The 13735-nt window shown below is 68.0% G+C and carries 14 protein-coding genes; 2 read left to right on the plus strand and 12 right to left on the minus strand.

Annotated features, from left to right (window positions below; genetic code table 11):
* Window positions 1–3 precede the first annotated feature (3 nt).
* On the plus strand, window positions 4–780 hold the full coding sequence (locus I6I07_RS30715) for an IclR family transcriptional regulator (RefSeq protein ID WP_061072098.1): 777 nt from the start codon (window positions 4–6) through the stop codon (window positions 778–780).
* Window positions 777–1757, plus strand: coding sequence for a Bug family tripartite tricarboxylate transporter substrate binding protein (locus I6I07_RS30720; RefSeq protein ID WP_198484918.1), 981 nt, complete (start codon window positions 777–779; stop codon window positions 1755–1757). The genes I6I07_RS30715 and I6I07_RS30720 overlap by 4 nt, the downstream gene beginning before the upstream one ends.
* A 122-nt stretch (window positions 1758–1879) precedes the next feature.
* On the opposite strand, the gene cysM is transcribed toward I6I07_RS30720, so the two are convergent.
* From cysM to hisC, 12 genes are all read right to left on the minus strand, one after another.
* Window positions 1880–2791, minus strand: coding sequence for a cysteine synthase CysM (cysM, locus tag I6I07_RS30725; RefSeq protein WP_198484920.1), 912 nt, complete (start codon window positions 2789–2791; stop codon window positions 1880–1882).
* A gap of 166 nt (window positions 2792–2957) precedes the next feature.
* A complete protein-coding gene (locus I6I07_RS30730; protein WP_198484922.1) occupies window positions 2958–3512 on the minus strand; it encodes a ComEA family DNA-binding protein in 555 nt (184 codons plus the stop codon).
* 198 nt (window positions 3513–3710) lie between these two features.
* Window positions 3711–4700: an ADP-glyceromanno-heptose 6-epimerase gene (rfaD, locus tag I6I07_RS30735; protein ID WP_198484924.1), complete on the minus strand. Its 990-nt coding sequence runs from the start codon at window positions 4698–4700 to the stop codon at window positions 3711–3713.
* Complete coding sequence (gene rfaE1 / locus I6I07_RS30740) at window positions 4697–5638, minus strand: D-glycero-beta-D-manno-heptose-7-phosphate kinase (protein ID WP_198484925.1); 942 nt, start codon at window positions 5636–5638, stop codon at window positions 4697–4699. Before rfaE1 ends, rfaD begins: the two co-directional genes overlap by 4 nt.
* Complete coding sequence (gene lapB, locus I6I07_RS30745; protein ID WP_198484927.1) at window positions 5635–6852, minus strand: lipopolysaccharide assembly protein LapB; 1218 nt, start codon at window positions 6850–6852, stop codon at window positions 5635–5637. Before lapB ends, rfaE1 begins: the two co-directional genes overlap by 4 nt.
* A gap of 60 nt (window positions 6853–6912) precedes the next feature.
* The gene (locus I6I07_RS30750; RefSeq protein ID WP_006388264.1) at window positions 6913–7227 is read right to left on the minus strand and encodes a lipopolysaccharide assembly protein LapA domain-containing protein; all 315 of its coding nucleotides are present in this window, start codon (window positions 7225–7227) and stop codon (window positions 6913–6915) included.
* Between the two features lie 127 nt (window positions 7228–7354).
* Window positions 7355–7714 (minus strand): integration host factor subunit beta, encoded by a 360-nt coding sequence (locus I6I07_RS30755; RefSeq protein ID WP_006393620.1) that lies wholly within the window; start codon window positions 7712–7714, stop codon window positions 7355–7357.
* 3 nt (window positions 7715–7717) lie between these two features.
* Window positions 7718–9430: a 30S ribosomal protein S1 gene (rpsA, locus tag I6I07_RS30760; RefSeq protein ID WP_006393619.1), complete on the minus strand. Its 1713-nt coding sequence runs from the start codon at window positions 9428–9430 to the stop codon at window positions 7718–7720.
* Window positions 9431–9662: 232 nt separating this feature from the next.
* Window positions 9663–10352, minus strand: a complete 690-nt coding sequence (gene cmk, locus I6I07_RS30765; RefSeq protein ID WP_198484929.1) for a (d)CMP kinase — start codon at window positions 10350–10352, stop codon at window positions 9663–9665.
* Window positions 10353–10382: 30 nt separating this feature from the next.
* A complete protein-coding gene (gene aroA, locus I6I07_RS30770; RefSeq protein ID WP_198484931.1) occupies window positions 10383–11705 on the minus strand; it encodes a 3-phosphoshikimate 1-carboxyvinyltransferase in 1323 nt (440 codons plus the stop codon).
* Between the two features lie 5 nt (window positions 11706–11710).
* On the minus strand, window positions 11711–12613 hold the full coding sequence (locus I6I07_RS30775; protein ID WP_198484932.1) for a prephenate dehydrogenase: 903 nt from the start codon (window positions 12611–12613) through the stop codon (window positions 11711–11713).
* A complete protein-coding gene (hisC, locus tag I6I07_RS30780; RefSeq protein ID WP_198484933.1) occupies window positions 12610–13731 on the minus strand; it encodes a histidinol-phosphate transaminase in 1122 nt (373 codons plus the stop codon). Before hisC ends, I6I07_RS30775 begins: the two co-directional genes overlap by 4 nt.
* Window positions 13732–13735 lie beyond the last annotated feature (4 nt).

The raw sequence follows: 13735 nt of genomic DNA on the forward strand, positions 1-13735 counted from the left end.
ATCATGGATGTGAAAACAGCCGCGCGAGTCCTGGATGTTCTGAACCTCTTCGCCGAGGCGCAGAAGCCGTTGCTGTACAGCGAGATCGCCGCGCAAATGGAGATCCCGCTGTCCAGCTGCCATGGTTTGCTCAAGACCATGGTGGCGCGCGGCTATCTGTACGAGATCGGCAAGAAGCACGGCTATTACCCGACGCAGAAGCTGATCCACGTCGCCACCCTGATCTGCCGCAGCGACCCGCTGAACGCCGTGATCGAACCGGTGCTGGCGCGAGTGCGCGACATCACCGGCGAGACCGCCCTGCTGGCCAAGCTGGCCGACGACAAGGTCGTGTACCTGATCGTCGCCGAGTCCAAGCAGACCATCCGCTTCTCGCACCAGCCTGGCGGATTCAAGGCGGTGCACGCCACCAGCTCGGGCAAGGCCCTGCTCTCGGTGCTGTCCGAGGACGAGCGCCAGAAATGGTTCAAGACCTACCCCGGGTTCGCCTCGTACACCGAGACCACCCTCACCAGCCAGGCCGCGTTCGACCGCGACCTGCAGGCCGGCATCCAGCGCGGCTGGCAACGCTCCCTCGGCGAAAACGTCGAGGACGTGATGTCCATCTCGCTCGGTTTCCGCGCCTATGAACAACCCTTCGCCATCGTGGTGGCCGGCCCCCTGGGGCGCATGCAGAAGAACGAAGCCACCACTGGCCAGCAACTGAAAGAGGTCAAGGCGCTGCTGTACGCGGCCCTGCCCTCGGCCAACCTTACCTTTGTAGGAGAAGACAGCAGATGAACAAGCGCACTTTGCTCGCCGCGGCATGCTCGGCGATCACCATCGGGGCCCTGCCGCTGGCTGGCGCGCAGGCGCAGGACGCCTATCCGGACAAGCCGATCCGCGTGATCATGCCGTGGGCCGCGGGTGGCCCGACCGACGTGGTGGGCCGCGTGATCGCCGTGCGCATGGGTGAGATCCTCGGCCACCCGCTGGTGATCGAAAGCCGTCCCGGCGCCAGCGGCACCATCGGCGCCGCCCAGGTCGCGCGCGCGCCGGCCGATGGCTACACCGTGCTGATGAACCCGTCGGTGCAGGGCATCTATCCGGCCCAGTTCAAGAGCCTGACGTTCGATCCGATCAAGGACTTCCGCATGGTCGGCGTGCTGGGCACGGTGCCGATGGTGGCGGTGGTGCCGCCCGATTCCAAGTTCAAGACCTTCGGCGAACTGATCGCGCAGGCCAAGGCCCAGCCGGGTTCGCTCAGCTTCGCCTCGCCCGGCGTGGCCACGCTGCCGCACCTGGCCGGCGAGCTGATCAACACCACCACCAAGGCGTCCATCTCGCACGTCGGCTACCGCGGCAGCAGCCCGGCCCTGACCGACGTCGCTGGCGGTCACGTCGACCTGATGTACGCGCCGCTGGCGCCCGCCCTGCCCCTGATCCAGAGCGGCAAGGTGCGCCCGATCGCCGTCACCACCAAGACCCGCCTGGCCGAGCTGCCCGACGTGCCGACCATCGCCGAGAGCGGCCTGCCCGGTTTCGACATCGTCACCTGGTACGGCATGTGGGTGCCCAAGGACACGCCCGAACCCATCATCGCCAAGCTCAACAAGGCCATGATCGAGGCGTCGCAATCGCCCAAGGTGGTCGAGGCGCTGAAGTCGCAAGGCACCCTGCCCAGCACCATGAGCTACCAGGAAGCCGAAGCCTTCAACCTGGCCGAAAGCGCGCGCTGGATCAAGGTCATGAAGGACGCCAACATCCAGCCCGAATAAGGACTGGACTCGCCCGGCTGATCGCGGCCGGGCGCGCAATGCAAACGCCCCACGTCCCGGACGGTCTCCGGAACGTGGGGCGTTTTTTTCCTGGACGCGCGGACAAACCCGCGCGCGGCGCGTCAGGTATTGAAGACGCCTGTGGACAGGTAGCGGTCGCCGCGGTCGCAGACGATGAAGACGATGGTCGCGTCATTGACGCGCTCGGCCACGCGCAGGGCGGCGACCAGCGCGCCGGCCGACGAGATGCCGCCGAAGATGCCTTCTTCGGCCGCCAGGCGGCGCGCCATGACTTCGGCCTCGGCCTGCTGGATGGACTCGTAGGCGTCCACGCGGCTGCGGTCGAAGATCTTGGGCAGATAGGCTTCCGGCCATTTGCGGATGCCGGGAATCGACGAGCCCTCGGCCGGCTGCGCGCCGACCACCTGCACCGCCGGATTGCGCGACTTCAGGTAGGTGGACACGCCCATGATGGTGCCGGTGGTGCCCATGGCGCTGACGAAGTGCGTGACGCGGCCTTCGGTCTGGGTCCAGATTTCCGGGCCGGTGGTCTCGATGTGGGCGCGCGGGTTGTCCGGATTGGCGAACTGGTCCAGCACCACGCCGCGGCCATCGGCCTGCATTTCCGTGGCCAGGTCGCGGGCGTATTCCATGCCGCCCTTGTCGGCCGGCGTCAGGATCAGCTCGGCGCCATAGGCCGTCATGGCGGCGCGGCGTTCCACCGACAGGTTGTCGGGCATGATCAGGATCATGCGATAGCCGCGCATGGCGGCGGCCATGGCCAGCGCGATGCCGGTATTGCCGCTGGTCGCCTCGATCAGCGTGTCGCCCGGCTTGATGTCGCCGCGCTCTTCGGCATGCTTGATCATGGAGAGCGCCGGGCGGTCCTTCACCGAGCCGGCCGGATTATTGCCTTCCAGCTTGGCCAGGATGACGTTGCCGCGCGCCGCGCCGGCGGCGCCGGGAATGCGCTGCAGGCGCACCAGCGGCGTGTTGCCGACGGTCTGCTCGATAGTGGGATAGGTAGTAGTCATGGAGCCGATGATAACCCCGCCCGGCGCGGCGCGTCGCCAAAAGCCGCGCTCGCGCCAGGGGTTCCGCGCGGCGGCGGGCGTCGCGGCCCGCCGCCGGCCGGATGGGCGCGGCGCCCGTCCCGGCCACGGTGGCCGTGGCGGCGCACCAGCCCCATGCTGGCGCCGATCAGGGTCGGGAGACGGCCGCCGCCTTGCCCGCCTTGCCCGCCTTGCCCGCCTGGACCGTGTCCGCCTGGACCTTGCCCGGCTTGGCGGCCGCGCCGCCCGCCGCCGCGGCCTTGGCGGCGCCCGCCCCTGCCGCGGATCTGGCCCCGGCCGGCGCCGCGACCGCCGGCTTCACGCCCGCGGCCTTCGGCCCGTCGCCGGCCGCGCCCACCGTCAGGCCGGCGGCCCCCAGCGCCTCGGCCTTTTTCGGGCTGATGCCGCGCACCCGATCGGCCAGGTCCTGCAGCGACTCGAACTTGCCGGCGCGGTCGCGTTCACTGACGATGGTCTGCGCCGTGCGCGGCCCGATGCCACGGATGGCCTCGAGCTGCTGCGCGGTGGCGTCGTTCAGGTCCAGCGCCTGCGCGGGCGCGTGCGCCACGCCGGCGGCCAGCAAGGCCACGCCCAGCGCCTGGCGCAATACCGGCGCGCCACGGCGCGCGGCGGCGCGCTGCGGGCGACGCCAAGGCAATGCCGGCAGGCGGCGGGCGACGGCGGAATGGAGGAAGGGATTCATTGGACAGGTCTCCGGAAAAGACGCGGCGCGACGGTTGCCGTGCCACCTCCGGATCATGGCCCGCCCGCCGTGCCGGGCGGGTGCGCGGTGAATGGATTGATCCACCTCGGCAACTGCGTAGGCGAAAAAAAGCCGCCCGGGTGGGCGGCTCTTTTTTCCTGTCGGCACGGCCACCAGCGGGCGGCGGCCGTTGGCGGCCTACGTGCGCGCGCGCCAGTAGCGCACATACTCGGCCACGCCGGTCTGCACGTCGCGCATGGGGGCGACAAAGCCCGCCGCGCGCAGGCGGCTGACGTCGGCCTGGGTGTAGCTCTGGTAACGGCCCTTCAGGTCGTCCGGGAACGGGATGTAGCGGATCAGGTCCAGCTCGACCAGCTGGGCCAGCGTCAGCTGCGCCTCGCCGCGTTCGGCGCGCAGCGTGTTCACCACCGCCGCGGCGACGTCGTTGAACGGCTGGGCCCGGCCTGTGCCGCAATTGAACACGCCCGACTGCTCCGGGTGGTCCAGGAAGTGCAGATTGACCGCCACCACGTCCTCGACCGAGATGAAGTCGCGGCTCTGGCCGCCGTCCACATAGCCGTCCCAGCCGGCGAACAGGCGCACGTGGCCGTGCTCCAGGAACTGGTTCATGTTGTGGAAGGCCACCGACGCCATGCGGCCCTTGTGCTGCTCGTGCGGACCGTAGACGTTGAAGTAGCGCAGGCCGACGACCTGGGCGGTCAGGGAGTCCATGCGCTTGCGCAGCACCTGGTCGAACAGCAGCTTGGAATAGCCGTAGACGTTCAGCGGGCCTTCGTTGGCCGGGTCTTCCACGTAGATCGACGAGCCGCCGTAGACCGCGGCCGACGAGGCATACAGGAACGGAATGCGACGCGCCTGGCAGAACTCGAACAGCTCCAGCGTGACGCGGTAGTTGTTGTCCAGCATGTAGCGGCCGTTGCGCTCGGTGGTGTCCGAGCAGGCGCCCTGGTGCAGCACGGCGCGGATCTCCGGCAGGCTGCCGTCGGCGACGCGGCGACGGAAGTCGTCCTTGTCCATGTAGTCGGCGATCTTGCAGTCGACCAGGTTGACGAACTTGTCGCCCTCGGTCAGGTCATCGACCGCGATGATGTCCTCGATCCCGCGGCGGTTCAGGCCACGCACCAGGTTGCTGCCAATGAAGCCCGCGGCTCCGGTAACGACGATCATGAGAGTTCTCCTGCCAGTTCGGCGGCGGTGACGACGGACGTGCCCAGCTTGCCCACGGCGATGCCCCCGGCCCGGTTGGCCCAGCCCATGGCATCCGCCCACGGCAGGCCGATGGCGCGCGAGACGGCCAGCGTCGCCAGCACGGTATCGCCCGCGCCGGACACGTCGAACACCTCGTGCGCCTGCGCGTCGACGTGCTCGCGGCCCATGTCGGTAAACAAAGTCATGCCCTGCTCGGAACGCGTCACGAGCAAGGCTTCCAGGTCCAGATCGGCGCGCAGGCGCTGCGCGCGATCGGTCAGTTCGGATTCGGAATTCCAGCGGCCCACGGCCTGCTGCATTTCGGAACGGTTGGGCGTGACCAGCGTAGCGCCGCGATAGCGCGAATAGTCGTCGCCCTTGGGATCGACCAGCACCGGAATGCCGGCGCTGCGCGCCAGCGCGATCAGCGACTCGACCCGGGTCAGCACGCCCTTGGCGTAATCGGACAGCACCACGATGTCGTGGTTGGCCAGGTGGCGCGCCAGCGCGGCGTCGATGCTGTCGAGCGCCTCCTGGGCAGGATGCTGCTCGAAGTCGACGCGCAGCAGCTGCTGCTGGCGGCCCAGCACGCGCATCTTCAGCGTGGTGTGCAGGCTCTGGTCGGCGATCAGGTCGGCCTGGATGCCGGCCTCGGTGGCCAGGCGCCGCACGCTGTCGCCGGCCTCGTCCTCGCCCAGCACGCCCACCAGCGTGACATGGCCGCCGAGCGCGGCGACGTTGCGCGCCACGTTGGCCGCGCCACCCAGGCGGTCCTCGCGGCGCGCGACACGCACCACCGGCACTGGCGCCTCGGGGGAAATACGCTCCACCTCGCCGAACCAGTAGCGGTCCAGCATGACATCGCCCACCACGAGCACGCGGCTATGCGAAATGGATTCGGCGGGAAATTGGCTCATTCAAGTTCTTCCAGACGACGCGGCGCGTAGGTTTCCCAGGCGTTGCAGCCAGGACATTGCCAATAGAAGCGGCGCGCTTGAAAACCGCAGCTCCGGCACGCGTAGCGGTCCAGTCGTTGCGTATGCTTGTGGATCAGGCTGCGCAGCAGCGTCAGGTCGGCCCCGGGCACGGGGCCCTGTTCGGTGGCGCCTTCCGAATTGGCCAGTTCGGCTTCCAGCAGGCGATCCAGGCCGAGCAGCGACGGATGACTGCGCAGGGCGCCGCGGGCGAACGCCCAGGCCGGCGCCGAGCCCTGCTGCACTCGCAGCTCGCGGAACACGACGTTGAACAGGTCGAGCGAAGCGTGGCGGGCATACTGCCGCTGCAGCAGTTCCAGCCCGGCTTCGGCCTGGCCGGCGGCGCGGTAGTTGGCCAGCAACTGCTCGGCCACCAGCCCGGCGTACTCGGCCGCGTCGGTCATGACCGACTCCAGGTACAGGCGCTCGCGCTTGGGGTCCTGCTCGATCAGCGCCAGGCGCGCGCGCAGCATGGCGGTGCGCACCACGGCGCCCTTGCTCGACATGCCGGCGTCGGCGGTCGACAAGGCGTGGTCGGCGGCGTCCAGGGCGGCGTGCGCGGCATCGACGTTGGGCGGCTTGGCCGCCAGCGCCGTCGAGGCCTGCTCGCAGTAGTAATGCACGATCTGCGGCACCGGCTCGTCCACCAGGCCGTGCAGCGTCTTGACGGCCTCGATGGCGCGCGGCCAGTCGTGTTCGGATTCGTAGATGCGGATCAGCGACCGCAGCGCGGGCAAGGCGTAGCGGGTGTCCTTGAGCTGCTCGAAGCCGCTTTCGGCACGGTCGAGCATGCCGGCCTTGAGGAAGTCCTGCGCCAGTTCGTGCTGCGCGTGCTCGCGCTCGGCCGCTGGCAGGTCGGAACGGTTCAGCAGGCTCTGGTGCACCCGGATGGCGCGTTCCATTTCGCCGCGGCGACGGAACAGGCTGCCCAGCGCGAAGTGCAGTTCGGTGGTCTCTGGATCGAGCTTGGCCACCTCGACGAACGCGTCGATGGCGCGGTCGGGCTGCTCATTGAGCAGGAAGTTCAGGCCCCGAAAATACGAATCGGGCAGGCTGCGGGTCTCCCGCAGCATCTGCCGGATGTCGAAGCGCGCGGCCAGCCAGCCGAGCGCGAACAACACCGGCACGAATATCAACCACCAAGGTTCAAAATCCACTATGCGGGCTCTTGCGTAGATTCATGCGGAAAAGAAAGGCTTGCGGACGGCGCGGCGCCGTCACAGCGGCGACATCGGCGCGACGGCTTCCGGCGGCACGGCCGGGGTCGTGCCATTCACGGCGGCCTGCACACGGTCGAGCTCGCGGCGCAGGCGGATGGCCTCGCGGCGGCGGCGCATGGCGGCCGGCACGGTCAGCAGCAGGCCGAACAGGGCGCCGACCACGAACACCACCAGCATGACGACGATCAGCGGCACATCCTGCACCACGTAATCGGCGTAGAACTTCACGGCGACGGGGTCGGTGTTCTTCAACGCGAACATCAATACCGCCACGAACACGAGCAATCGCAGGGCCCAGACAAGGTAGCGCATGACGCATGCTCCTAAGAATTCGAGAGGGTCAATTGTAAGCGACCTCTGCAAAAACAAAGCCCCTTGATTGCTCAAGGGGCGTTGCTCGCGGTCCGATCTGCCCGAAGGCAGCTTGCTGGCCGTGCCGTCAATGCATGGCGTGCATGCTCGCCATGGACGGCATCGGTTCACTCGATCCAGAGGATTGAGCGTCCTCGTCATTGCCGCCGACCAAATCCACCCGCTCGCGCAATTCCTTGCCCGCCTTGAAGTGCGGCACCTGTTTGCCAGGCACCAGCACTTGTTCGCCGGATTTCGGATTGCGGCCGATACGGGGAGACCGCTGCGACAGCGAGAAGCTGCCAAAACCGCGGATCTCGATGCGCTGGCCCGAGGCCAGGGCCTGGGTCATTGCATCGAGCACGGTCTTGACCGCGTAATCGGTGTCGCGGGCGGCCAGCTGAGGATAGCGGGCCGCCAAGGCGGCGATCAGCTCCGACTTGGTCACGAATTAACCGTCGTTGCGCTGTTGGTCCAGCTTGGCCTTCAGCAGCGCGCCGAGGTTGGTGGTGCCGGACGAAGCGCTGGCGTCGGACATGCGCTGGATCGTTTCGGCGGTTTCGGCGTTGTCACGGGCCTTGATCGACAGCTGGATCGAACGCGTCTTGCGGTCGATGTTGACGATCATGGCTTCGATGTTCTCGCCGGCGTTCAGCACGGTGGTGGCATCTTCGACGCGGCCCGAGGAAATCTCGGAAGCGCGCAGGTAGCCTTCGACGTCCACGGACAGCGTCACGACGGCGCCCTTGGCTTCGACCGACTTGATGGTGCCCGGAACCACGGCGCCCTTGTCGAACGTGGCAACGAAGTTGTTGAAGGGGTCGCCTTCCAGCTGCTTGATGCCCAGCGAGATGCGTTCCTTGTCGGTATCGATGCCCAGAACCACGGCTTCGATCTCGTCGCCCTTCTTGAAGTTGCGCACGGCTTCTTCGCCGGTTTCCGTCCACGACAGGTCGGACAGGTGAACCAGGCCATCGATGCCGCCGGGCAGGCCGACGAACACGCCGAAGTCGGTGATCGACTTGATGGCGCCGCGGACCTTGTCACCACGCTTGAAGTTGGTGGCGAACTCTTCCCACGGGTTCTGGCGGCACTGCTTCATGCCCAGCGAGATGCGACGACGGTCTTCGTCGATTTCCAGGACCATGACTTCGACTTCTTCGCCCAGGGTCACGACCTTGCGCGGATCGACGTTCTTGTTGGTCCAGTCCATTTCGGAGACGTGCACCAGGCCTTCGATGCCGGCTTCGACTTCAACGAACGCGCCGTAGTCGGTCAGGTTGGTGACCTTGCCGAACAGGCGGGTGCCTTGCGGGTAGCGGCGAGCCAGGCCCACCCACGGATCTTCGCCCAGCTGCTTGACGCCCAGCGAGACGCGGCTCTTTTCCTGGTCGAACTTGAGGACCTTGGCTTCGACTTCCTGACCCACTTGCAGGACTTCGGAGGGGTGACGCACACGGCGCCAGGCCATGTCGGTGATGTGCAGCAGGCCGTCGATGCCGCCCAGGTCCACGAACGCGCCGTAGTCGGTGATGTTCTTGACCACGCCCTTGACCACGGCACCTTCGTGCAGGGTTTCGAGCAGCTTCTGACGCTCTTCGCCCATGCTGGCTTCCAGCACCTGGCGACGCGACAGCACGACGTTGTTGCGCTTGCGGTCGAGCTTGATGACCTTGAATTCGAGGGTCTTGCCTTCGTACGGGGTCGTGTCCTTGACCGGACGCAGATCCACCAGCGAACCCGGCAGGAACGCGCGGATGCCGTTGGTCATGACGGTCAGGCCGCCCTTCACCTTGCCGGTGATGGTGCCGGTGACCAGCTCGCCGTTTTCCAGGGCCTTTTCCAGTTGCAGCCAGGCCGACAGGCGCTTGGCGCGGTCACGCGACAGGATGGTGTCGCCGTAGCCGTTTTCCAGGGAATCGATGGCCACCGAGACGAAATCGCCGGGTTGCACTTCGAGCTCGCCCTGGTCGTTCAGGAACTCTTCCAGGGGGATCAGCGCTTCGGACTTCAGGCCGGCGTTGACGACGACGAAGTTGTGGTCGACGCGCACGACTTCAGCGCTGATGACCTCGCCGGACTTCATGTCCTGGCTCTTGAGGCTCTGGGCGAAAAGGTCGGCGAAACTTTCGCCGCCGGTGGCGGTAGTGGAAACGGAAGACATGGGGTTGAAATCCATTGGGCCAAAATGGCCGTTAAAAACACACCGCAGCGGATTGCCCGCCACAGTGGAGTCAAAATGCCTGCCTGCCGGTTTGCCCTTGCGGGGTGTCCCGTGGGGGGTTCGCCTGGCGAAGACAGGGCCGATAAAAAAAACGACTGGCGGATACCCGCCATTCAAACGATTGGCGGGGATACCCGCCATTCATACATTCAGCGAATGCCTGCCCTGCTGCTTACTTAGCGGGGCTGGCCTGCCAGAGATCCAGTATTGCCTGCACGGTCTCCGCAATCGTCAGGTTCGACGAATCCAGCACGTGTGCATCCGCTGCGGGAGCAAGCGGCGCCGTGGCGCGCTGCGTGTCGCGGGCATCCCGCTCGCGCATATCCCGCAAAAGGTCGTCTAGATTAGCAGAAATTCCCTTTTCGATCAACTGCTTACGCCGCCGCTCGGCTCGTGCGACCACATCGGCCACCAGGAACACCTTCAGGGACGCATCAGGGAACACCACCGTGCCCATGTCGCGGCCATCGGCCACCAGACCGGGAAGCAGGCGGAACGCGCGCTGGCGCTCGAGCAGAGCCTGCCGCACGCCGGGGAACGCAGCCACGCGCGACGCGAAATTGCCGACGGCCTCGCGGCGGATTTCATGGCCGACGTCGGCGCCTTCCAGATAGACGTGGGGGCCGTCGAAACGCACATCCAGCGTCTCGGCCACCCGCGCCACGGCGGGCTCGTCGGCCGCGTCGACGCCGCGGTTGATCGCCGCCAGGGCGGTCAGCCGGTATAGCGCGCCGCTGTCCAGCACCGCCCAGCCCAGCGCCTTGGCGACGCGGTGGGCGACGGTGCCCTTGCCCGAGGCGGTGGGGCCGTCGATGGTGATGACGGGAGCGGCGGAAGTCACGGTCGGATCAGTCGAAGTCATGTAAGGGAAATGGGCCGAAGCCCGTGGTCGCTACGCCGACACCAGGCCGGCGTAGACATCAAAGTAACCCGGGAACGTCTTGCTGACGCAACCCGGATCCAGAATCCGCACCGCCGCCGGGCCGAACGCGGCCAGCGAAAAGCACATCGCCATGCGGTGGTCGTCCCAGGTGCCGATGTGGGCATCGCGCCAGGCGCCGTCGGCCGGCGGGGTCACGCGCAGCCAATCCGGCCCCGATTCCACCTGCGCGCCCAGCTTTTCCAGTTCGGTCTGCATGGCGTGGATGCGGTCGGTTTCCTTGACGCGCCAGCTGCCGATGTTGCGCAGATGGCAGGGGCCGTCGGCGTACAGCGCCAGCGCGGCGGCCGTCATGGCGGCATCGGGGATCAAGTTGAAATCGGTGTCGAAGGCCTTCAGGCGTCCGCCCTCGGCCACGCGCACGCCGCTGATCTCGATCCAGCCGTCGCCATACGTCACGGTCGCGCCCATGGCGGCCAGGGTGTCGGCGAACTTGACGTCGCCCTGGATGCTGTCGGCGCCCACGCCGGTCACCCGCAGCGGACCGCCGCCAATGGCGCCGAGCGCCAGGAAGTACGAGGCGGTCGAGGCATCGCCTTCGACCGCGATCTGCCCCGGGCTGCGATAGCGCGCGCCGCCGGCGATGGTGAAACGGCTCCAGCCGTCGCGCTGCACGGTCACGCCGAAACGCGCCATCAGGTTCAACGTGATCTCGATGTACGGCTTGGAAATCAGCTCGCCCGCCACCTCGATCACCACCGGCAGGCCGCTCTGCGCGGCTTGCAACGGCGCCGCCAGCAGCAAGGCGGTCAGGAACTGGCTGGAGACCGAGCCCTGCACCTGCGTCACGGCCGGCGTGGCGATCTCGCCGCGGCCGATATGCAGCGGCGGATAGCCGGGCTGCCCCAGGTAGTCGATGCGGGCGCCAAGCGCCTTGAGCGCATCGACCAGGTCGCCGATGGGACGCTCGTGCATGCGCGGCACGCCCGACAGGCGGTAATCGCCGCCCATCAGCGCCAGCGCCGCCGTCAGCGGCCGGATGGCGGTGCCGGCGTTGCCCATGAACAGGTCGGCGCTGTCGGCCGGGAAGCGGCTCACGCCGCGCACGGTGACACGGCCCTCGGCCAGATCGGACACCGCCACGCCCAGCTGGCGCAAGGCGGCCAGCATGACGCGGGTGTCATCGGAATCCAGCAGTCCGGTGATGGCGGTCTCGCCGTCGGCGATGGCCGCAAGCAACAGCACGCGGTTGGAAATGCTCTTGGAACCGGGCAAGGCCATCACGCCCTGCGCGCGCCGCGCGCGCGGCAGATCCAGGAAAGGCAAAGCGCCCATGTCGATTACTCCTTGCGCCAGTTGCGGCGCGCCTGCGCCGCCGTGTCCAGCAGCGCCAGCAAGGCCGCGCCGTCGCCGCCGTCGATCGCGCGCTCGGCCCGATCCAGCACGGCGCGCACGGCCGCCAGCTCGGCCAGCATGGCGTCGCGGTTGGATAGAAAGATATCGCGCCACATCTCGGGCGAACCCGCCGCGATGCGGGTGAAGTCACGGAAGCCGCTGCCGGCCAGCGCCAGCCGCGTGGCGGCGTCGTCGGCGGTGGCGACCTGCTCCATGTAGACCGACGACAGCAGGTGCGGCAGGTGGCTGACCGAGGCCAGCACCCGGTCGTGCGCGCCGGCGTCCATGTCGATGACCTGGGCGCCACAGGCCCGCCACGCATCGCGCACCACGGCAATGGCGGCGGCGCTGTTCTCGGCCAGCGGCGTCAGGATGACGCAACGGCCCTGGTACAGGCCGGCTTCGGCGGCCTCGGGGCCGGTCCGCTCGGCGCCGGCGATGGGATGGCCCGGCACGAACTGGCCGATGCGCGCGCCCAGCGCCAGGCGGGCGGCATCGACCACCTCGGCCTTGGTGCTGCCGCCGTCCGTCAGCAGCGTGGCATCGCGCAGATGCGGCAGCATGCGCGCCAGCATGTCCTTCAGCCCGCCCACCGGCGTGGCCAGGAACACCAGGTCGGCGCGGGCGGCGGCGTCTTCGGCGCTGACGGCTTCGTCGATCAGGCCGAGTTCCACCGCGCGCGCCAGCGAGGCGGCATTGCGCCCCACGCCCAGCACCCGTCCCACCTGCCCCGCCTGGCGCAGCGCCGCGGCGAAGGAACCGCCGATCAGGCCCACGCCAACGACGGCCAGCACAGGAATCAGGGGGCCAGCGGCCCCCTGATTCGGCTTGGAGGAAGCGCCGTTCATTCGGACAGGATGGCGGTCAGCGCGTCGATGAAGCGGGCGTTTTCCTGCGGCAGGCCGATGGACACGCGCAGCCACTCGGGCAGGCCGTCGCCGGCCACGGGGCGCACGATCACGCCGCGCTTGAGCAACGCCAGGTTGATGCGCGGCGCATCGCCCACGTGCACCAGCACGAAGTTGCCGTAGCTCGGCACGTAGCGCAGCTTGAGGCGGTCGAAGGCTTCGCACAGCTGCGCCTTGCCGGTCTTGTTGGAGGCATAGGCCTGTTCCAGGTAGGCGGCATCGCCCAGCGCGGCCACGGCGGCGGCCTGCGCCAGCGTGTTGACGTTGAACGGCTGGCGCACGCGGTTGAGCAGGTCGGTCAGGGCCGGCTGCGCCACCGCGAAACCCACGCGCAGGCCCGCCAGGCCATAGGCCTTGGAGAAGGTGCGCGAGACGATCAGGTTGGGATAGCGGCGCACCAGCGCGGTGCTGTCGAAGCGGAATTGCGGTTCGAGGTATTCGTTGTAGGCCTCGTCCAGCACCACCGTGACACGGTCGCCGTGCGCGGCATGAACGCGCTCCAGGAACGCGGCCACCTGGTCGCCCGGCACGAAGGTGCCGGTGGGATTATTGGGATTGGCGATGAACAAGAGACGCGTGTCGTCGGCGATGGCGTCGAACATGGCGTCCAGGTCATGGCCGTAGTCCTTGGCCGGCACCACGATGTGGCGCGCGCCGCGGGCCTGCGTGGCCAGGCGGTAGACCGCGAACGAGTGCTGCGCGTAGACCGCCGACGCACCCGGCTCCAGCAGCGCCAGCGCGGCGATTTCCAGGATGTCGTTGGAGCCGTTGCCCAGCGTGATCCAGTTCATCGGCACTTCGTAGCGCGCGGCCAGCGCGGCCTTCAGGTCGAAGCCATTGGGATCCGGATAGCGCGCCAGCGATTCGGCGGCGGCCAGCATGGCGGCGCGCGCCGACTGCGGCATGCCCAGCGGGTTCTCGTTGGAGGCCAGCTTGACGATCCCGGCCGGATCCAGCCCGAATTCGCGGGCCAGTTCCTCGATGGGCTTGCCTGCCTGGTAAGGGGCGATGGCGCTGACGTGCGCGGGAGCGGCGAGAGGCTTGGAAGTGTTGGTCATGGAG

Origin of the sequence: Achromobacter deleyi, from assembly GCF_016127315.1 — a bacterium.
Taxonomy (GTDB): Bacteria; Pseudomonadota; Gammaproteobacteria; order Burkholderiales; family Burkholderiaceae_B; genus Achromobacter; species Achromobacter insuavis_A.

Bases quoted from the DNA above. Each gene is read 5' to 3' on its own strand.
- hisC (WP_198484933.1), bottom strand. From the start codon at position 13,731: ATGACCAACACTTCCAAGCCTCTCGCCGCTCCCGCGCACGTCAGCGCC.
- I6I07_RS30750 (WP_006388264.1), bottom strand. From the start codon at position 7,227: ATGCGCTACCTTGTCTGGGCCCTGCGATTGCTCGTGTTCGTGGCGGTA.
- I6I07_RS30715 (WP_061072098.1), top strand. From the start codon at position 4: ATGGATGTGAAAACAGCCGCGCGAGTCCTGGATGTTCTGAACCTCTTC.
- rfaE1 (WP_198484925.1), bottom strand. From the start codon at position 5,638: ATGAGCCAATTTCCCGCCGAATCCATTTCGCATAGCCGCGTGCTCGTG.
- I6I07_RS30730 (WP_198484922.1), bottom strand. From the start codon at position 3,512: ATGAATCCCTTCCTCCATTCCGCCGTCGCCCGCCGCCTGCCGGCATTG.
- I6I07_RS30775 (WP_198484932.1), bottom strand. From the start codon at position 12,613: ATGAACGGCGCTTCCTCCAAGCCGAATCAGGGGGCCGCTGGCCCCCTG.
- cmk (WP_198484929.1), bottom strand. From the start codon at position 10,352: ATGACTTCGACTGATCCGACCGTGACTTCCGCCGCTCCCGTCATCACC.
- I6I07_RS30720 (WP_198484918.1), top strand. From the start codon at position 777: ATGAACAAGCGCACTTTGCTCGCCGCGGCATGCTCGGCGATCACCATC.
- rfaD (WP_198484924.1), bottom strand. From the start codon at position 4,700: ATGATCGTCGTTACCGGAGCCGCGGGCTTCATTGGCAGCAACCTGGTG.
- cysM (WP_198484920.1), bottom strand. From the start codon at position 2,791: ATGACTACTACCTATCCCACTATCGAGCAGACCGTCGGCAACACGCCG.
- rpsA (WP_006393619.1), bottom strand. From the start codon at position 9,430: ATGTCTTCCGTTTCCACTACCGCCACCGGCGGCGAAAGTTTCGCCGAC.
- aroA (WP_198484931.1), bottom strand. From the start codon at position 11,705: ATGGGCGCTTTGCCTTTCCTGGATCTGCCGCGCGCGCGGCGCGCGCAG.